This window comes from Pseudoalteromonas sp. MBR-15 (genome assembly GCF_053628915.1).
This window is the reverse complement of record NZ_JBRJHH010000005.1, coordinates 283,598-301,099: the sequence shown is the minus strand read 5'-3', so window position 1 is coordinate 301,099 and position 17,502 is coordinate 283,598. Positions and strand designations below refer to the sequence as shown.

Sequence of the window (17,502 nt, the reverse complement as noted above, 5' to 3'; positions counted from 1 at the left end):
TAGTTTTTAATTTTTTACATGTGAATTAATCTTAATGCTCCAATATGTAATTTAATAATACTATTAGAGAAGGGATTTGTTTTATGTATAAAGTGACACAAAAATCTAAAAAAACTTCACTACTGCAGTGGGGGTTTGCTTTGTTAGGAGCGCTATCCTGTTATTCAGTGCAGGCTGAAGATTGCAATGCTATGCCTGAATCAGGTCAATTGTATTCTGTTATTAACCGAGGCTCTGGCTTAGCGTTAGATATTAATACGACTGATTCGGGAGCTGCACCTAATGTCATAACGTATGACTATTGGGGGGGCAATAATCAAAAGTTTCAATTTATTAAAGAGAGTGATGGCTATTGGATTATCCGCTCTAAGTACAATAATAAAGTGTTAGATGTGCTTGATTCGTCTCAGTCTAATGGAGCAAACGTTATTGTTTATGATGATTGGCAGGGCGCAAATCAACGCTGGCAACTTAAAGCATCGTCATCAGGCGGATTTAATATTACGAATAAGCTAACTAATAAGTCATTGACTGTGGCAGGGTCAAACAATGCGGCTAATGTTTATCAAAATGATGACGCAGGTGTCAGTTCTCAAAGATGGTTCATAAACCCTGTTGATGCGACATGTGGCAGCAGCAGTGGCGGCGGCAGCCAACCAACGCCAAGTAATTTAGTGGGATTTGCTGCACAACCAGGCCAAGATGGCTTATCAACAACGACGGGTGGCGGTAATGCAACACCTATTACGGTAACAAGCTGTAACGCGTTAAATACGGCGTTAAGCTCGCCATCTCCTGCGGTGATCCACATACCTGATAACACGACGATTAACTGCCAGACCAGTAACAGAACGGTACAGGCATGTCCCTTAGATTGTGGTCAATGGAACGATTACGGTAAAACATGGTACCGAGTGCCTGTTGGGAATCAAAGCTGTAGTGAATTGGGCAGCTCTTCAAGTTCACCGGTAAACGTGACGCGTAATGAACGCCGTATTATTGTTCAGTCTAATAAAACGTTACAAGGTTTAGGTAAAAACTCAAAAATAGTGGGTGCCAGCCTCGTTATAAGCAAGCAACGAAATATTATTATTAAAAACGTCATGCTCGAAAACATTAATCCTGCACTTGTAGAAGCGGGCGATGGTATTTCAATTGATGATAGTAGCCATGTTTGGATTGATCATATGGCCTTTAACAAAATAAGTGATGGCTATATCGATATTGATAATAGTCAGAATATTACCCTGAGTTGGAATCGCTTCTATGGTTATAACACCCAAGTTTGCGCTAATCAGCATTGGTACACTCATTTATTCAGAAACTCTCAGGTGACTGCTCATCACAATTTTTGGGATACAGCAGCAGGGCGAAACCCTAAAATAGATGGCTATAATTCACGCGTTCATATGTTTAATAATTACTGGAAAAACATTACTTATTTTGCAATTAGTGCGAGTGATGGCGCCGAAGTACTTGTTGAGAACAATTATTTTGAAAACTCAGCAAAGCCTCATTGGAATCAAGGCTCTGGATATTTTAGTGCCTCAGGAAACATTTACACAGGACGTTCAGCAACAGATCAATATCGTGATAGTGGTGCAACGGTCTTTAGTGATGTGCAGCTTTACCCATATCGATTAGACAGTGCAAATACTTTGGGCAGCCAAGTAGATGGAGGAACGGGCCCTCAATAGATTAAGAGCCCGTTTTATTGCTCAGCGAATGTTTTTCACAGGCGCTGAGCAAGTTTATTACAGTGCGACTAAGCTCTGTTCAAGCATGGCTTTTATTTGTGCAACGATTTTGGCTTCTGTTTCGGGCTCAAATTGTGCGATACGTGGCGTATGAATATGACCCGTTGGAATGTCTGAATTAAGCTCATCGCGTAGGCGAATACTCCGGTACGAAATTTCGTTTGATAGGTAGCCACCACCGCCACCTTTAACCGCAATTGCACCTTCAAGCTCTTTCAGTGATTGTGGTTCAAATGCTTTTTCAAGAGTGACCACTTTATGATTGTCGTTGATTGTGAATGGGCCTTTCGCTTTTTGCATATGCTCTACAGGTAGGCTGAAAGTCACAAATTCATTACCCGGCAATGGGCGGTCGTGAAGGTGTGATATTTTTGGTGCAGTTGCAGTACCGCCATACACTATATTCGCATTGTCTGGCGCAGTGACGCTACGGCGTTTACCCGGAAAGCGTTCAAGATCAAAATCTTTACTGCCCATGCTGATCGTAGCAATCATATCAACATTATTCAGCGCATAATACGGTGCAAGTAATGATTCAATAATACCTTGATCAAAGTCTTCATAGCGTACCGGCACCATGACCGTGTTTATTTCGGCACTAATACCTTGATAGCTAATCACTTGACCATCTAACAAAAGCGCTGCCACACCCGATGGGTTACTTTGGTTAATGTTTTTATCAAGTAAAAAGGGATCAAAGCCGGTAATTAAGATCTTTTTGTCGGTTTTTTTGCTGTAATCAAGATCGGTGCGACCACGGCTGCCATTTTCAAGCATGATTAATAATGCGGTTTGTTCGCTGTCTGTGATGGCAAACTGTGGTTTGCTGGTACGCATCACTTTGCTTGAAAGGAGGCGTGCCCAATATAGTTCGCGGTCATCAAAGCTATTTGTTTTGCTGATACGTGCTTTTGCATTGCGCCAAAGTTGTTTTGAATAATCATCGATAAGATCACTTGCTTGCTGGTAGCTCGACACCGCCTGCCAGTCTTTTTCAAATTGCGCGACCTCTTTTGAAAAAGCAGCTAACACTGTTGGCATGGCTTTTGTCGCTTTTTCGATACGAAGCTCTTCAACAGTTAGCTCTGCTGCAAACGCAGTAAATGATGAGGCAATAAGGCTGGTAGCAAGTAAAACGTTTTTCATAGTTATCCTGTTAAGTTACAGCAAGTTTTCAGACTAAGTTAACTATCCTATGGATAAAAGCCCAGCGCAAATAAAATCGTTCAGTGCCGCTATTGCCTACATTCAGACAAAAAAGCGTGTGTGTCACTATCTTAGGATCAGTTTTGTTTGTTTACTCTGTGAGTCTGAAAGCAGCTTTCGGTACTTGGCAGGTGTAATGTGCATAATCGCTTTGAACTCTTTAATAAAATGCGGCTGATCGGTAAAGCCACACGCTTGCGCTATATCGGCAAAACTCATAAAAGGGTGATCTTTTATGGCTTGTTTGGCCATTTTTACGCGATAAATGCGTTCAAAATACTTAGGTGTTACTCCGCACTGGTTTTTAACTTGTCGTTCAAGTTGTCTTTGACTGAGTGGTGCTCGCTGATAGGCGGTTTCGAGTGGGGTTAAATTAATTAGGTTACGAATTAAGTGCTTAGAGTGCTCAGTTCCGCGATTAATCACTTTGGGTAGGGTTAAGTACTCGCTTAAAAGAGCCACAAAAGCACTAAGGCTTGGGTCTTTTTTAAGGCCTGTTGCTATTGTATTGAGTGACTCAACGTTAACTAACGAATGTGTTGTGGCGTGCAGCTGCGGCAGTACCGTGGGATTAAAACGTATGCCGCAAAATCGTGCCTCTTTTGAAAAACTCAATTTTGATGCATGTGTCGATGTTTGCTGAAAAGCATAGGGTGGGGCGACTGGCTGATCATCAAGAAAAAGCTCACCAGCCACAGGAAAAATAACCCCAGTTGCCCCATCGCACGCGAGCCATTGTTCACCCTCTGAATGCGCCGAAGCACACCAGATAGCTTGAATAATTTCGGCTATGTCACCTTGTGGCGTCATTAGCTCAAGTGTTAAATGATTATTCATTAAACTCTACATCAGGTTTAAATGTTTTCACTATACGATTCCAGCTATTAATAGCATTAATGGCAACCGTTAATGCAACAAGCCCTTGCGCTGAAAATGCGTCAGTCAGTGTTTGATAGAAAGTATCATCAATTGGTTGTGCTTGTGTCAATTTTTCGCACAGTTTTAACGCAAGGCGCTCATGCTCAGTATAAAGCGGCATGTCTTGCCAAGCACTTAAACCAATAATGCGATTAGGTAATTCGCCATACTCGCGTGCTTGTTTAGTATGCATTGCAATACAAAAAGCACATTGATTAAGCTGCGATACCCTCAGTTTTATCAGCTCCCATATTGTTATGCCGAAAGTCGCTTCGGCAGCATTTTTAATTAATGATTCTTGGTTAATAAGGTGCTTTATAAGCACGGGGTATGAAGAAAGATAATTAGCACGTTTCATAACGGTTCCTTAAATAACAATTTAGGGCCAGTTTAGAAAACGCATAGATTTAAATATTGCAAAAAAACGACATGTTTGAATGTTATTTATCTACAGTCATTCGCACCCGATTTTTAATCCTGTTATGCTAGCTTTATTAGCAATCACTGAGTGTTTAAGATGATTAATGATAATGATGTAATCGAAACATTAGATGAATTAGAGACATTTTTACGTCTTGTCGAAAATGGTGGCTTAGGCCTTGAAAATGTAGCAGGGGTCGCCTTGGCTACAAATAACAGTGATGGTCGCCCATTTGTCGCTGTTCTTGATGATAATCATCAACTATTACTGGGTCGGTATGTTAGTCAAGACGTATACGAGAACGGTAAAGATATGGTGCGATATGGCGTGAAAAAACCGCATTAAAAACGGGTTTTGTACCTATAATGTTGTGCTTTTATGCCTGTAGTATAATAATATGTTCTTATCGAGCGCTAAATTAATTAAAAAAAGGGAAGTATATGAAGTTTTTAAGTGTTGCTCTTTTAGCCGTGTTAATGACCGGTTGTGCGAGTTCAAGTGATGAACAAGCAAGTAATGATGGTTTAATTTGTAAAATGGAAAAGCCAACGGGTAGCAATATACCTAAACGTGTTTGTCGTACTCCAGAACAAATTGCAGCAATGGAAAAAGAAGGCCGAGATGGCATTCGTGATATTCAACGAAATAGCACAAATACAGTGAGACTATAATCGCTGAATAGATTTTTCTGAATCGAATTAATAAGGGCCACGTGTAAATACGTGGCCCTTTTTTGTTATAGTGCGGTGCGTATACCGAGGGCAATACTGCGACCTGGCTGCGGGGCTAAATATCGTAAATAGCTTTGATGTGGGCGTATTTCTTGGTTTGTTAGGTTGTCTATAGTTATAAACAGCTCATTATCAAATCCCAAAAGTGAATTTGCGTAACGCATGTTCATGCCCATACTGTAGTAGCTTGGTGATGCGTGTTCAAACTTTGCAAGCTGCTCTTGCGCTTTGCTGTGTTGGTAATCAATTGTGGTTTTTATATTTTCAAATTGCCAATGAATTGCTGCGCCATAGCTGTCGGCAGGCGTGCGAGGAATGCTATCCCCTTCGAGTCGACGGCGAAAATACTCAGCCTCTTGGGCTTCATCAGGGTTAAAAAAAGCCTCTGGTGTAAAAGGGTCATAGCTTCCGTCAAATTGATATACCGGTGTGTTTTTTGTTTCGTCAGCATACGCAGTAAAGGTGAAATCGCCTAAATTTTGCGTGTTGAGTGTATAGTTGAGCTCAACTTCGAAGCCTTTATTTAAGGTATCTGCTTGACGCCATTCTTTAACATACACACCTCCTCTGTATACTCCTGTGCTGCCTAGGTAAATATAATTATCGTAGTTATTTTCGTACCAACTCGCAGTCAGGCTTAGGTTGTCGAAGTGAAAACCTGTGCCAATTTCGTGCGCTTTATTTACTTCTTTTTCGAGGCTTGAATTACCTTGCTCTTCAATTAACAGTGCGTAATGTGGGTTACTTGCATACAGTTCATTGATACCGGGGGCGCGCTCGGCATGGGTCGTACTTGCATCGACATACCAAAACGAAGAAATATCCCAATTTGCAGACAATGAATGATTAAACAGCTCAAACTCATTATCTTTTATGGCTGCTCCTTGACCTCGTCCGGGCTGATAGTGGTCGTTAATAGTTGGCGTGTAATTGACTTTTTCGTAACGTGCTCCAATTTGCAACGAAACAGGCCCAAGTGCTGCATCTTGCAGTATGTATGCACCTTGGCGTTTAGCGTTAATGTCGGGTAGGTAATTGTTTTTGCCACTGCCTTGTTTTTCACTTCTATCAACAACGAGTCCGAATGCACCAGCGAATTGTTCTGTAAATTGATAATTTAACGTTGGACTAAGTTGCCAGTTTTTTAAAACGAATGTGTTCACGCTGCTCTCGTCGAGATTTTCGTCGTCTAGCTGTTTTGAGTACACCGCTTTTATATTGAACTCATTTAAGTATGGATTAGCTGAAAAATGTTTTTGGTAAAGTGCATCAATACGATATTGAGATGAGTAAATACGAATATTTCCCGACTGTTCAGTCTGTTGTGCATCGTGTGAATGCACTGCTGGACGGGCTATGTGAACAAACCCCGGTATTGCCCTATTTGCGGAGTTGTAATTCACAGACATACCAAATAACTGCTCATCGTCAAATCGCTGACTGCCACCAAAAGTTAAGTTTGTTTGGTAATAACTTGAATTGACTACTTTATTTTTAGAGTTAGCGAGTTGATGAGTAATTATTTGCTGCTCAATAGGGGTGACATCAACAAACTGAGTGCCATCATGCTCCCATGTCGGTCTTGCCAAAGAAACTTGGCATTGGCTTACCTGTTGGCTATTTAAAACCAGCGAGTCCCAATTTGAGCAGTCTGCTGCTTTGCTAGTATGAGGAACTTTATAATCACTCTGCTCGCGATAAAGAAGGTTAACGTTATACGCAAAGTCGTGTTCTTGACCGCTTGCGGTGCCAAGCACAGAGGACGGGGCATTGTAGCCCGTTTGAATTTCAAGCTTGTCTTCTTTTTCAATACCTTGTTGTAAGGGAATACGGCCATCATTTATATCAACAATCCCAGCCATGGCTTCACCACCAAAAGGAATTGTTGCACGAGCGCCTTTAAGTACCGTGATCGATTCTGCAAAAAAAGGCTCAATAGGTATGAGTTGATCGTCGCTCACCGCTGACATATCACGAATAGGCATGCCATTACTGGTGATCAGTACTCGTTGGCCTCCTTGACCACGAATTTGTGGCCGACTTGCCGAAGAGCCAAAGTAGCTGGCACTAACACTGGGTATTTGTGAAAGCGTATCACCCAATGTTGTTGCTTTTTGTTGCTCTAAAAGATCACCAGACAATACAGACTTACCTACAGCAACCTGGTTTATGGGGGAATAGTCTTTTATGTCGCTTTTTATCTCTATGTGTTCGATTTCATTTGCGTGCATAGATGAAGAGATACCTAAGCATAAAAGGGAGATTTTAAATTTCATTACTTTCTCTTTGTTATGTTACATCATAACAATTGTATTCTGTATCTAAATACGGTTCAAACAATTACGTTCATTATTAACTTAATTTTTAAGTGGGCTTAAGTAGGGGCGGTTAGAGTGCTCCACTTACTAGGGAGCACTGCGACGCTGAAAAACCTTGCTAAGAAACTGTTGATGGATATTTTCTACGAGCTTTTTTCAAGGCACGATTGATTCGCCAATGCTTCTAAGTAAAGCACAGAGAATCAGATAAATGGTACAAAACACACCACGTCGCTATTAATTTAAGTCGACTTTTGCTTGCTTAAAATATCGTCATTACTATAAATTAAAGTGCCTATTAGTTTTACTATAAGTTGTCTTAAAATAAGGATAATCATATGACAGATAATTACACACCACCTGAAGCAAGCCTTGAAATTCCCACAGAGAATAACTCAGGACAAGGTAAGGTGGGCGAGTTACCAGAAGGCGTAAAGGGGTTTAGTTGGGGAGCGTTCTTTTTAAGCTGGATTTGGGCAATTGGCAACAGTACGTGGATAGGCCTATTAGCTTTAGTTCCTTATATTGGTTTTATTGTGTCTATTTACTTGGGCTTTAAAGGCCGAGAGATGGCGTGGCAAAACAAACGATGGGACAGTGTTGAGCATTTTCAGCGAGTGCAAAAACAATGGTCATTTTGGGGAGTACTGATTGTTGGTGGCCTATTTATACTGGGTATCGTGGCAGCTATTTTACTTCCTGCGATGCAATCAAGTAGCTATTAAGCTTTATACTGACAAGTTTTGTTAATGCCAGCTTTTACTGGCTCAATATACCATCAGGATATTCGCTTTTTATAAAATAACACAGTGAACGGCGTCGATAATATTGAAGACTTTGTCAGTGCAAATAAAAATGAAGTAGAACAAATGCAACAGCTCGGTGCATAGCAATACTGACATTATAAAGTTTAAAGCCCCTTTGTTGGGGCTTTTTTTTAGCCTTAACAAATTGAGCATTGTTCATTATGACGAACAACTATAGTATTTCAGTAATTTGATTAATTAGGGCAGGGCGTATGTTACGATTTTTTTCTATTAACCAAGGTGTGATCACCGAAACTGAGCCAGCCCCCGATACACCTTTAGCAACCGCTATTAAAAATGCGCATTGGATAGACACCATTAATCCAAGTGAAGAAGAGCGCCAAGCACTTGCAAGCACATTAAATATTACGCTTCCTGCGGCGGATGATGTAGACGAAATTGAAGCATCATCGCGGTGTTTTATCGACCACGAAGGCTTGCATGTGCATGCATTGTTTATGTCGCCTAACGAAGGGCGTTTTAATACGGTGACGGTCGCATGTTTACTGCAAGATAACTGCTTACTAACGATTCGCGATGATGAATTAGCCGATTTTCGTTTATTGCGTTTACGTGCTCGCAAAGGGCAAGTTGCGTGCGATAACCCTAAACAATTACTCGTGACTTTATTCGATCAAAAGGTCGAAAACCATGCAGATATGCTTGAAGATATGCATCATCAACTCGAAAAACTCAGTGCGTATGTGCTCGAAGAGGATGACTCAGATCTTGAGGAAGCAGTGAGCCGAATTTCTCGCCTTGAGGACAACAACGGTAAGGTACGTTTATGTTTAATGGATACGCGACGAAACATTTCGTTTTTACTGCGTAATTTGGGAGCGCCCAGCGAAGACCGCGAGTCTCTGCGCGAAATTGTCCTCGATATCGATACCTTGATGTCTCATTGCACCTTTTTGTTTGATAAGGTGAACTTTTTAATGGATTCGACTCAGGGCTTTATTAATATTGAGCAAAACCAAATAATTAAGACTTTCTCAATCGCCTCAGTGGTGTTTTTACCTCCCACCGTGGTTGCCAGTATTTACGGTATGAACTTTAACTCTATGCCTGAGCTTAACTGGGCATGGGGATACCCGTTCGCGATTGGCGTGATGTTGTTGTCGGGTTTTGCCCCTTATTTATTTTTTAAACACAAAGGCTGGTTATAACGTTGTTTTAAAAAATAAAAAAGCCCAGCAGATGCTGGGCAAGGGGTCTTCGGATAGAAGGGAGGGTTTAACTTTTCAGTTCGCCCGTTGACGATTCGATGTGCGCACGAACAAACCACTGAAATTGCTCTAAGTCTGCTAATTGACCTGTGATCATATCTTCAGAAACAGGGTCAAGCTCGGCTAACTTTTCAATGGCTTGGCGGTGATCTTTATTCACCCCGTTATACACTTTATCAAGGGCTGACAAGTGGTCGGTTACGAGCCCTTTGCCAATTGAATAATCTTTCCAATTACGACGGTCGACAATCGATTGCGGTGTGCCAACGGGCACGCCACCCATAGTTGCAATACGCTCTGCGATAGTGTCGGTCATTTCTTGTACGGCACTTACTTGTGGATCAAGCATTTCGTGCACACCAATAAAGTTAGGGCCGACTACATTCCAATGAATGTGTTTTAAAGTGAGGTGTAAATCGATTAAAGCGACCATACGTTGGTCTAAAATAGCAATCGTGTCAGCGGCTGATTGGTTATTAACACCGGGTGCTGTGAATTCTGCGACTTTCGATGATGTGTTACTCATTACTCCTCCGAGTTTCTTTAAAAAGTTGTTCCATGATGCTTTCTGTAATGACCAGAAAGCGAAGTTATTTAAAGAGGAGCAAGCGTTGTACCAAAATTAATGATATTTATAAGTTGTTGTTTTTATTTGTTTGTTTTTTATTTTGAGGTGTGCCGTGAGGTTTGCGGGTTTAGCTCATTATGAAAACTCTGCACACTGAATGTAAAAAATTCAGTGTGCAGTGGAAGAAATAATTACTCGTTTATATATCAAGATAACAATGCAGCCGCTAAACGAACAAAGTCAGACGAGGTTAAAATACCTACTAGGTTATTGTCTTCGTCGACAACGGGCATACAACCATGACGATTCTCGACAAAGAATTTAGCCACCTCATGCAGTGGCTGCTTTGCAGAAATACTGGTGAAATCGGTTGCCATGATATCGGCTACTTTGGTTTGCTTTTCTTTTCGCTCGAGTGCGCTGGCGCTAAAGTTGGCCATAATGTTCATTACTTGGGCAATCATTATTTTCTGCGTGAGCATGCCTACTAAGCCACCGTGCTCGTTAATAACGGGAATGTGGCGGATGTTTTTTTCTTTCATTAAATTGTGGGCATCATGCAAGGTGTTGTGCGCACTAATCGCAAATGGGTCTGGAGTCATTAAGTCGGCGACGAGGTGTGTCATGGTTTATTCCCTACAAAGTAATTAATAAGGTATAAGTTTAGCTTTAATTGGGCTGAATACACTTTGTTCAGATCAAAGTTTTATTGATTGATGAAATTTTTTAGATCAGCAGTGACAGCCTGCCATTGTTACTTTCATTGCTTTTTAAATATAACTAAAAGTACTTTTTAACACGGCTGTATATTTGCTACTTTCTTAGAGCTTAAAAGGAGAAAGTTATGGCAATAAATAAATTATGGCGGCATCTCACTGAGCCTTGGCAGCGCGCAGCAGGTGCGTGGTTTGCTTTTTTTCTGTTATTCAATGCCTATTGCTTTTTTTGGCGTCACTATATTGGTGGCGGTCATTACCAATTTTTTGATTCACAATTATTTTGGTTAAAAGAGTGGGGAAGCTTATGTGTGCTTAGCATAGGGGTTGTTGCATTTTTTAATTTAAAAGCGCGCGTTAAAAGTAGAATTTACTTTTATCCTACGATGTTATTAATGAGCATTTCATTGATCATTAGCTTACGGATTTTAATAGATTTTGATTTTTATGGTTATGCGCTCGCAGCCTCGGTTACTCAGCTTTTTCCAAAATACTTCATTGCGAGCACTCTAGTATTAATACTGTGGCATGTTTTCACGGTACAAGCAGAGTCAACACCTGCGACGGTCCTACCTGAACACTCTGAGCATCTTGAAAAGACTGACTATATTGAAGTGAACCATAAAGGAGTCTCTAAAAAGCTGCCGTTAGCGTCAGTGGTTTTTATAAAGTCAGCAGGTAATTACTTAGAGATACAGACCGTTGAGAATCGTTACTTAAAGCGAGATACCATTAAACACCTATATTCTGAACTACCGTCTGACACATTTTGCCAAGTACACCGTAGTTATATTGTTAATGTTGCCCAGATTGCTGATTTTAATCTGGCGCTCAATAAGCGCAAATTGACGATGGCTGCAGGTTTTAGTGTGCCAGTGAGTAAGTCGTTTAAAGCCCGTGTATCTGATTTGCTCAGTGTCGAAGATTCATTCATCACAAAATAGGTGATTTCGTCACAGTTCTATATAAATCATAAGGTTAATCATTATTCTTGAACACATGAAAATCATTGTTTAAGGATTAATTAAATGAAAAACACCAAGCAAACTACGCATAAGTTCTTGCACTGGTTGAGTGCGCTATTGGTTTTGACTGTGATTGTAATGGGTTACTACATGACCTTGGTTACCGATTACAGCTTATACCACTGGCATAAGTCGATAGCGGTTATGATTGCGATGCTATGGGTAGCCAGAATTATCTATCGAATACGAAATCCGTTTCAATCAGCTGTGCAAAATCGCCTTACCAAATGGTTGCATGTTTATCATTGGGGGCTGTTAACTTTATTAGCTATCATGCTTGTTTCTGGCGCATTTTATAGTGGGTTTGGCGGCTTTGGTATTGGCTTGTTTTCGTGGCAACTCATTGCTAGTAACTACAATGAGGCAGGCGAGGCGGTTGCCTCTATTGCTTGGTTAAGTGAGGCAGGATGGCAAGTTCACATTTTGTGTGGTTATTTATTATCAGCCGCGCTGTCGTTACATATCTTAGCGGCACTTAAGCATCACTTTATTGATAAAGATATGACTTTAAAAGCCATGCTTTAAAGGTTTATTTCAACCCGGTTTCTGCCCTTATTTTTAGCCGAGTAGAGCGCTTTATCTGCTCGGTTAATTAGGTTATCGAATGTGTCATCTTGTTGCCAACGGGTTAGCCCGAAACTGGCAGTGAGTGTGATGTTATTTTCATGAAAAACAATTTCGCTGGTTTCAACAATAGTCCGAAGCGTCTCTAGCTTTTGTTGGGCTGCATTTTCACTGGGCTCAAAACTCAGAATGAGGAATTCCTCTCCGCCCAAACGGCAACATAAGTCTTGTTTGGCTAAATGGTGATTTAACAGTTCAGAGAATACTTCAAGTACGAGATCTCCCCCTTCATGGCCATAACTATCATTGATACGTTTAAAGTAGTCTATATCTACCACGCTGGCATACAGTTTTGAGTTGTGTTTTGAGGTTAATAAACGCTGTTGTTCAAGTATAAACTGTAACCCTCGGCGGTTGTATAAATTGGTGAGGGGATCTTTTAAAGAAAGGTCTAAGTAACGTTTTTTCTCGTCGATAAGTAACGTTGTTATGAGGCCTAGTCCTATCATCACAAACACAGTGGCATGCCCAACAACCGTTAGCGAATAAAGCACCGCAACAGTTAGGTTCCCAGAGACTACAATGGCTAATTGGCTTATTGCGATGATCAATAAAATACACAGGGCAACGGCGAGTACCCCATTGCCTATATTACTTTTTAGTATGGCGCGTTTGAAACTGACATAAATAAGAACGGGCAGAGTTATAAATGTATAACTTAGCTGCGCGATAGCTAATTGGTTTATGGTTTTCATAAAAAATATAAACACGGCGCATACGAGACTAAAGGCTATTACTTGCAGGTTGAAGCGAGACTTTTCGTCGTAATTAAAAATAGCTAACTGAAGCAACATAATAGAGAGCACGTACATGGCGACACCTGAGCGAAAGTCAGGTGTGAGCTCAAAAATATTCTGTATCCATAACCACGAAAAGCCCGCCATTCCTAAATAGAAATACAGGTTAAATAGTGAGATTGATCGACTGTTAAACCCACTGGTCATTAATTTCGTGGCAATAACCGAGCAGGTAATAACGGTGATCATTAAGAAAATATAGAACCCGTGATAAAAATAGTTCTCGATGCTACCAGTCATGAGTCACACTGAAATGCGCTGTATTAGTAAAGAGTAGCACAGAAAGTCTCCCCGCGAGAAAGAGATATATCCCTGATTATTCAGGGTGATGAATATGTGAATAAGCATCTATTGCATCAATACTGGGTTTGATCCCCTTTCCCAAAACAATGATTAACTGTGTTGTAATTTCACGCTTTGCAATGTGGGGTGGCGACTCACTAGGGTAAGGTGAAGCTTGCCTTGAACAGGTAAGTAAACCACAGCGTGTTGTATAAGTTGCAGTTTGTCTGTGCGAGTTAAGCGCTGTATTGTTGTGCGATATGTGTGTATCTTGCGTGGTGACAACGAACCAGTCGTAACCTTGTTTTAGAGTTAGTTTGGCGGCGTGATGCAAACTAGCATCAAGCACGCCTTGCTTTGATAGCCTATTACTTTTATAGCGAAGCACATATTGGTTTTCTGCGAGCGGCTTAATTGTCAGTCCAACATGATTATCAATGTCATTATGCTGATCTGTGCTGCTGCAGCCACTGAGAATAAGCGTTATTAATAGTGTGATTAAAAACTTCATGGTTATTTTACCTATTGCCACTTATTCTCGCGTGCTTGCTGTTCTAGAGTGCGGTCGAGCGGCTGCCCCTTAATTGTATTATCGATAAAGGTGTCGAGCGCTGACGTGTTACTCGCGAGGCTATATGTTTGTTGATCATAGGGCTTTTGCTCAGTAGAGACTTTAAGTTGCCAAGTACCGTGTTCTTTACAGGCAATATGAGACTGCTGTGTTTGTTGTTGGTAAAGGGTGTACTGTCGACAAAAGTCCCCCGCCGAATTAATAAAACTTAATTGTGCTGTAAGTGAGCGTGCACTATCTATATTTGTTTTGTCACCGCTTAGTTGCTGCTCTAATGCATTTGCTATGGGCTGTTCAATATTTAATTGCTGTTGTTGCGTTAAACTGGCAACGCCCACAGTAAATAGCACAGCAATACCTGCTGCGACAGCGAGTTGCTTACGGCTGGCTTGTTTTATTTTTTGCCACTTCGACAGTGAAACAACCGTGTCGTTAGTTTGCTTGCCAAGGGTTTTTTCTAGCGATTTAGACAGTGGCATTGCATCAATTTGCTCAGCATGTTGCTTCACTAGTAAATCAACTTCGCTTAATTCGGCAAGGCGCATGGCAAGGTCTTCATTTTGCGCTATGGCGCTGCGAACTCGCTCCATTTCTTGCGCTGATAATTCATTGTCTAAAAAGGCACTGAGAGTTTGGTCGTCAATCATTAGGCGTTTTCCTTAGTGAAATCAGGCTTTATTAATTGATACAAGGCACTTCGAGCTCGCGATAACTTACTCATAACGGTTCCAACAGGAATATCTAGCGTGTGTGCAACGTCTTTATAAGCCATGCCTTGCACTGCAACTAACGAGATGATTGCACGCTGCTCATCGGGCAGGGTAGTTAAAGCGTGGTTGACGCGTTTAAGAGTTTGCGAGGTTGCCAGGTGTTGCTGCCCATCATCGCATGTGGGTTCTTGTAAATCGGTATTTTGAACCGCTTTTAACCTTACTTTTTGCGAGCGATATTCATCAATCCATACATTACGGCATACTTTAAACGCCCACTTTAGTGGCTCAATATCGTCAGGAATTCCTTTTACCAACAGCTTTTCGATGGTAATTTGCACAACGTCATCTGCATCAGCTTGGTTGCCGGTTAGCGAAAATGCAAAACGCCTAAGTGCAGGTAATAAACTGGTTAGTGTATTAGTCATGTTTTCCCTTATTTGTTAGGGCGTGCGGCCTTATAAATTAAGTGACTCATGAATGATTCAGCCTACACGCACTACTATAACGAGTAGAAACTGTTTTTATTCCCTAAATATGCAATTTATTTTTATTTCAAACGTTATACCTTTAACCTTAGTCAAAAGAGAAGTGACTGTAACATGAAAATAAAAGATGTTGCCCTTGGCACGTTATTGCTCATGTCGAGTAATTTATATGCCGCGGTTATAAAACCGATCAGCCCTATTATAGAGCAGATAGACCCAGCCATTGAACGTATTGAAGATAGGCTCGATATTCCACGTCGCGCATTGCCTAGCATTGATTCTATTCAACAACTTGCGACTGATATAAGCGCATTACCCAGCCGGTTGGCTATTTTGAATACGGTAGGAAAACCAGCATTCATAGAAATCGAAACAGAGCAGGGTTTTAGAGCCGTCGAACGGCAATGGATTTTGTTAGCCAATGAACAGCATAGAGCGAAGCTAGAGCACATTGGTGCACAGATAGTCAGTCGTCAATCATACGATGCTTTGGGAATGGTTTTATTACGATTTGTGGTGCCTGAACAGTTTGATTCAAAAGCTCAATTACAACGTCTTTTGTCGATAGATGATGCGGCCTTATTAGGACGTAATCACATTTATCAAGCGCAGCAAGGTCCTTTGCAAGGTGTTAACACACATAAAAGCCTGCCCGTTTGCGACTTGCCTGTGCGGGTAGGCATGATCGACAGCGCACTTAACTTGGCGCACCCTGGTTTTGTGGGGAGCACCATTGAGACTCGGTCATTTCTGCCCAATTCCGTGGCATCACCTGACTTACATGGCACTGCGGTCGCCGGTGTTATGATTGGTAAAACGGCCAAGTTATCGCCATTATTAAACCAAGCAACGTTATACAGCGCGGCGGTTTTTTATCGTCAATCAGACTTGTCGCAGGGTGCCACATTGGCTGCTATTGTTGATGCCTTAAATTGGCTGGTGGCTGCGCAAGTTCCAGTGATTAACCTGAGTTTTACTGGGCCAGATAATGCTATTTTAGCGGCAGCAATTAAGGCGACAATTGCGCAGCAAGTGACTCTTGTTGCAGCAGCCGGTAATGATGGCCCCGCTGCATTGCCGCTTTATCCCGCGGCGTATGAAAATGTTATTGCAGTGAGTGCGGTTGATAAAAATGGGCAAATATACCGTTGGTCAAATAAAGGTGACTACATTGATTTTGCAGCCTTAGGTGTCAACGTATTAACACTAAACTCGGGCGGTGGTTTAGGGGTTGAATCAGGGACTTCAATGGCGGCGCCGCAGGTGACTGCGGCTGCGGCATGTTTGGCGGCGAATCCCGATTACACACCCCATTCTATCTATAATAAGTTAGTTGAGCGTGCAGTCGATAAAGGAAAACCCGGAAAAGATAGCGTGTTTGGGCATGGCTCAATCACTTATTAAGGCTTAAAATTCAGCACGCAAAGAAATGGACGCAATGCTTTGTGTGTATGTATTTGCCTCTAACTGAGATTGATAATCCCCATACTCAGCCTCGGTAATTAAACTTAACGAATCAAGCAGCGATAGTTGCCAATGCGCGGTTAAAATATGGCGGCTTTCATCACGTGATGGGGTTGGCTCAGTGAGCATATCGTTTGGATTCTCTTGATAGTCTTTATCTTGATATCGCCAACCAATGCTCGCTTTATTTGTGTTGCCGAAAGCGGTGAACGTGTGTGAAACGCGCGTATTTAAAGTCCAGCCAGAAAAGTCATATTGTTGCTCAGTTGCATCTTCTTTGTCGAGACTTGCACCCAGTAGCAACATGGTATTACCTTGATTTATAAAATAAAAAAGACTGGTGTCAAGGCCAAGGCTTTGTGCATCACGTGCAGGTTGAGTGGTAAATTGTTTTTCACCCGCTTTCAATGCTGCTCTTAAATATGTGGTGTTATTGACAAAGTGGCCTATGTAAAGACTTCCTTGGTCGAGCGTTAAAAATGTTTTGTTAGCCACTTGGGCTGTTGCACCATCATAACGAAAGCCAATGTCAGTGTGTGTTAGCTTATAATTTGTGTCTAACCCGTATTGATGGAGCGATAAGTCGTATTGATCCAAGGTATGGTAATTGGTGTTTTCATAACGATAACTGGGTGTGAACTTGAGCGCATCGGTTGCTTTAAATTCTGCACTTAGACCCGCAGACAGCAAGGTGCCAGTGTCACTTTGTGATGAAATGACATCGAGCTCTTTTATTGCTAAATCTGAGTTACTCGTTAAACCAATCTGAGCATGTGCATTAAACGTTGCATCGGCTGCGGTTGCATGAATGCTTAACGTCATTGCACTCATTACAGAAAGTGTTGTTAGTGTACGCATAGCGACCTCCTTA

19 protein-coding genes are annotated in these 17,502 nt (G+C 41.5%); 8 read left to right on the top strand and 11 right to left on the bottom strand.

The features are described 5' to 3' along the window. Positions 1-83 precede the first annotated feature (83 nt). Entirely contained in the window at positions 84-1,697 is a 1,614-nt protein-coding gene (locus ACSSVW_RS09435; RefSeq protein ID WP_454179212.1) for an RICIN domain-containing protein, read from the top strand. Positions 1,698-1,754: 57 nt separating this feature from the next. On the opposite strand, the gene ACSSVW_RS09430 is transcribed toward ACSSVW_RS09435, so the two are convergent. From ACSSVW_RS09430 to ACSSVW_RS09420, 3 genes are all read right to left on the bottom strand, one after another. Next, positions 1,755-2,903 (bottom strand): hypothetical protein, encoded by a 1,149-nt coding sequence (locus ACSSVW_RS09430; protein ID WP_182395267.1) that lies wholly within the window; start codon positions 2,901-2,903, stop codon positions 1,755-1,757. A 126-nt stretch (positions 2,904-3,029) separates the two neighbouring features. After that, positions 3,030-3,800: an AraC family transcriptional regulator gene (locus ACSSVW_RS09425; RefSeq protein WP_304634593.1), complete on the bottom strand. Its 771-nt coding sequence runs from the start codon at positions 3,798-3,800 to the stop codon at positions 3,030-3,032. Further along, positions 3,793-4,239: a carboxymuconolactone decarboxylase family protein gene (locus ACSSVW_RS09420; protein WP_454179211.1), complete on the bottom strand. Its 447-nt coding sequence runs from the start codon at positions 4,237-4,239 to the stop codon at positions 3,793-3,795. Before ACSSVW_RS09420 ends, ACSSVW_RS09425 begins: the two co-directional genes overlap by 8 nt. 159 nt (positions 4,240-4,398) lie before the next feature. Here ACSSVW_RS09420 and ACSSVW_RS09415 point away from each other — a divergent pair, with 159 nt between their 5' ends. Both ACSSVW_RS09415 and ACSSVW_RS09410 read left to right on the top strand, forming a co-directional pair. After that, positions 4,399-4,647, top strand: coding sequence for a hypothetical protein (locus tag ACSSVW_RS09415; protein WP_454179210.1), 249 nt, complete (start codon positions 4,399-4,401; stop codon positions 4,645-4,647). Between the two features lie 95 nt (positions 4,648-4,742). Beyond that, positions 4,743-4,973 (top strand): hypothetical protein, encoded by a 231-nt coding sequence (locus tag ACSSVW_RS09410; protein ID WP_036966724.1) that lies wholly within the window; start codon positions 4,743-4,745, stop codon positions 4,971-4,973. A gap of 65 nt (positions 4,974-5,038) precedes the next feature. On the opposite strand, the gene ACSSVW_RS09405 is transcribed toward ACSSVW_RS09410, so the two are convergent. Beyond that, complete coding sequence (locus ACSSVW_RS09405; protein WP_454179209.1) at positions 5,039-7,309, bottom strand: TonB-dependent receptor; 2,271 nt, start codon at positions 7,307-7,309, stop codon at positions 5,039-5,041. 380 nt (positions 7,310-7,689) lie between these two features. Here ACSSVW_RS09405 and ACSSVW_RS09400 point away from each other — a divergent pair, with 380 nt between their 5' ends. Together ACSSVW_RS09400 and corA are read left to right on the top strand one after the other, a co-directional pair. Continuing rightward, positions 7,690-8,076 (top strand): hypothetical protein, encoded by a 387-nt coding sequence (locus ACSSVW_RS09400; protein WP_051501730.1) that lies wholly within the window; start codon positions 7,690-7,692, stop codon positions 8,074-8,076. A gap of 293 nt (positions 8,077-8,369) precedes the next feature. After that, positions 8,370-9,326, top strand: coding sequence for a magnesium/cobalt transporter CorA (corA, locus tag ACSSVW_RS09395; RefSeq protein ID WP_065978620.1), 957 nt, complete (start codon positions 8,370-8,372; stop codon positions 9,324-9,326). 67 nt (positions 9,327-9,393) lie between these two features. Here corA and dps read toward each other — a convergent pair whose 3' ends face one another. Together dps and ACSSVW_RS09385 are read right to left on the bottom strand one after the other, a co-directional pair. Then, positions 9,394-9,912, bottom strand: a complete 519-nt coding sequence (gene dps, locus ACSSVW_RS09390; protein WP_036966733.1) for a DNA starvation/stationary phase protection protein Dps — start codon at positions 9,910-9,912, stop codon at positions 9,394-9,396. A 248-nt stretch (positions 9,913-10,160) separates the two neighbouring features. Continuing rightward, positions 10,161-10,580, bottom strand: coding sequence for a CBS domain-containing protein (locus ACSSVW_RS09385; protein ID WP_036966736.1), 420 nt, complete (start codon positions 10,578-10,580; stop codon positions 10,161-10,163). A gap of 218 nt (positions 10,581-10,798) precedes the next feature. Here ACSSVW_RS09385 and ACSSVW_RS09380 point away from each other — a divergent pair, with 218 nt between their 5' ends. Together ACSSVW_RS09380 and ACSSVW_RS09375 are read left to right on the top strand one after the other, a co-directional pair. Next, positions 10,799-11,614: a LytR/AlgR family response regulator transcription factor gene (locus tag ACSSVW_RS09380; RefSeq protein WP_421418677.1), complete on the top strand. Its 816-nt coding sequence runs from the start codon at positions 10,799-10,801 to the stop codon at positions 11,612-11,614. 84 nt (positions 11,615-11,698) lie between these two features. Then, positions 11,699-12,220 carry a cytochrome b gene (locus ACSSVW_RS09375; protein ID WP_421418676.1) on the top strand — a complete coding sequence of 174 codons (522 nt, stop codon included), beginning with the start codon at positions 11,699-11,701 and terminating at the stop codon, positions 12,218-12,220. Here ACSSVW_RS09375 and ACSSVW_RS09370 read toward each other — a convergent pair. The 4 genes from ACSSVW_RS09370 to ACSSVW_RS09355 all read right to left on the bottom strand — a co-directional run bounded on the left by ACSSVW_RS09370 (position 12,217) and on the right by ACSSVW_RS09355 (position 15,107). After that, the gene (locus tag ACSSVW_RS09370) at positions 12,217-13,356 is read right to left on the bottom strand and encodes a GGDEF domain-containing protein (protein WP_454179208.1); all 1,140 of its coding nucleotides are present in this window, start codon (positions 13,354-13,356) and stop codon (positions 12,217-12,219) included. The two genes, ACSSVW_RS09375 and ACSSVW_RS09370, sit on opposite strands and share 4 nt — an antisense overlap. A 76-nt stretch (positions 13,357-13,432) precedes the next feature. Beyond that, complete coding sequence (locus ACSSVW_RS09365; protein ID WP_180311016.1) at positions 13,433-13,909, bottom strand: CC0125/CC1285 family lipoprotein; 477 nt, start codon at positions 13,907-13,909, stop codon at positions 13,433-13,435. Between the two features lie 11 nt (positions 13,910-13,920). Then, entirely contained in the window at positions 13,921-14,616 is a 696-nt protein-coding gene (locus ACSSVW_RS09360) for a hypothetical protein (protein WP_421418673.1), read from the bottom strand. After that, the gene (locus tag ACSSVW_RS09355; RefSeq protein WP_065978614.1) at positions 14,616-15,107 is read right to left on the bottom strand and encodes an RNA polymerase sigma factor; all 492 of its coding nucleotides are present in this window, start codon (positions 15,105-15,107) and stop codon (positions 14,616-14,618) included. The genes ACSSVW_RS09360 and ACSSVW_RS09355 overlap by 1 nt, the downstream gene beginning before the upstream one ends. A gap of 174 nt (positions 15,108-15,281) precedes the next feature. Here ACSSVW_RS09355 and ACSSVW_RS09350 point away from each other — a divergent pair, with 174 nt between their 5' ends. Beyond that, entirely contained in the window at positions 15,282-16,571 is a 1,290-nt protein-coding gene (locus tag ACSSVW_RS09350) for a S8 family serine peptidase (RefSeq protein WP_421418671.1), read from the top strand. A 3-nt stretch (positions 16,572-16,574) separates the two neighbouring features. Here the strand turns inward: ACSSVW_RS09350 and ACSSVW_RS09345 are convergent, their stop codons facing one another. Beyond that, positions 16,575-17,489 carry a hypothetical protein gene (locus ACSSVW_RS09345; RefSeq protein ID WP_454179207.1) on the bottom strand — a complete coding sequence of 305 codons (915 nt, stop codon included), beginning with the start codon at positions 17,487-17,489 and terminating at the stop codon, positions 16,575-16,577. Positions 17,490-17,502 lie beyond the last annotated feature (13 nt).

What these genes read in the sequence shown, in the direction of transcription:
- ACSSVW_RS09345 (WP_454179207.1), bottom strand. Translation starts at nt 17,489, where the DNA reads ATGCGTACACTAACAACACTTTCTGTAATGAGTGCAATGACGTTAAGC.
- ACSSVW_RS09430 (WP_182395267.1), bottom strand. Translation starts at nt 2,903, where the DNA reads ATGAAAAACGTTTTACTTGCTACCAGCCTTATTGCCTCATCATTTACT.
- ACSSVW_RS09415 (WP_454179210.1), top strand. Translation starts at nt 4,399, where the DNA reads ATGATTAATGATAATGATGTAATCGAAACATTAGATGAATTAGAGACA.
- ACSSVW_RS09355 (WP_065978614.1), bottom strand. Translation starts at nt 15,107, where the DNA reads ATGACTAATACACTAACCAGTTTATTACCTGCACTTAGGCGTTTTGCA.
- ACSSVW_RS09370 (WP_454179208.1), bottom strand. Translation starts at nt 13,356, where the DNA reads ATGACTGGTAGCATCGAGAACTATTTTTATCACGGGTTCTATATTTTC.
- ACSSVW_RS09385 (WP_036966736.1), bottom strand. Translation starts at nt 10,580, where the DNA reads ATGACACACCTCGTCGCCGACTTAATGACTCCAGACCCATTTGCGATT.
- ACSSVW_RS09420 (WP_454179211.1), bottom strand. Translation starts at nt 4,239, where the DNA reads ATGAAACGTGCTAATTATCTTTCTTCATACCCCGTGCTTATAAAGCAC.
- corA (WP_065978620.1), top strand. Translation starts at nt 8,370, where the DNA reads ATGTTACGATTTTTTTCTATTAACCAAGGTGTGATCACCGAAACTGAG.
- ACSSVW_RS09350 (WP_421418671.1), top strand. Translation starts at nt 15,282, where the DNA reads ATGAAAATAAAAGATGTTGCCCTTGGCACGTTATTGCTCATGTCGAGT.
- ACSSVW_RS09380 (WP_421418677.1), top strand. Translation starts at nt 10,799, where the DNA reads ATGGCAATAAATAAATTATGGCGGCATCTCACTGAGCCTTGGCAGCGC.
- ACSSVW_RS09405 (WP_454179209.1), bottom strand. Translation starts at nt 7,309, where the DNA reads ATGAAATTTAAAATCTCCCTTTTATGCTTAGGTATCTCTTCATCTATG.
- ACSSVW_RS09435 (WP_454179212.1), top strand. Translation starts at nt 84, where the DNA reads ATGTATAAAGTGACACAAAAATCTAAAAAAACTTCACTACTGCAGTGG.
- ACSSVW_RS09410 (WP_036966724.1), top strand. Translation starts at nt 4,743, where the DNA reads ATGAAGTTTTTAAGTGTTGCTCTTTTAGCCGTGTTAATGACCGGTTGT.
- ACSSVW_RS09400 (WP_051501730.1), top strand. Translation starts at nt 7,690, where the DNA reads ATGACAGATAATTACACACCACCTGAAGCAAGCCTTGAAATTCCCACA.
- ACSSVW_RS09375 (WP_421418676.1), top strand. Translation starts at nt 11,699, where the DNA reads ATGAAAAACACCAAGCAAACTACGCATAAGTTCTTGCACTGGTTGAGT.
- ACSSVW_RS09360 (WP_421418673.1), bottom strand. Translation starts at nt 14,616, where the DNA reads ATGATTGACGACCAAACTCTCAGTGCCTTTTTAGACAATGAATTATCA.
- dps (WP_036966733.1), bottom strand. Translation starts at nt 9,912, where the DNA reads ATGAGTAACACATCATCGAAAGTCGCAGAATTCACAGCACCCGGTGTT.
- ACSSVW_RS09425 (WP_304634593.1), bottom strand. Translation starts at nt 3,800, where the DNA reads ATGAATAATCATTTAACACTTGAGCTAATGACGCCACAAGGTGACATA.
- ACSSVW_RS09365 (WP_180311016.1), bottom strand. Translation starts at nt 13,909, where the DNA reads ATGAAGTTTTTAATCACACTATTAATAACGCTTATTCTCAGTGGCTGC.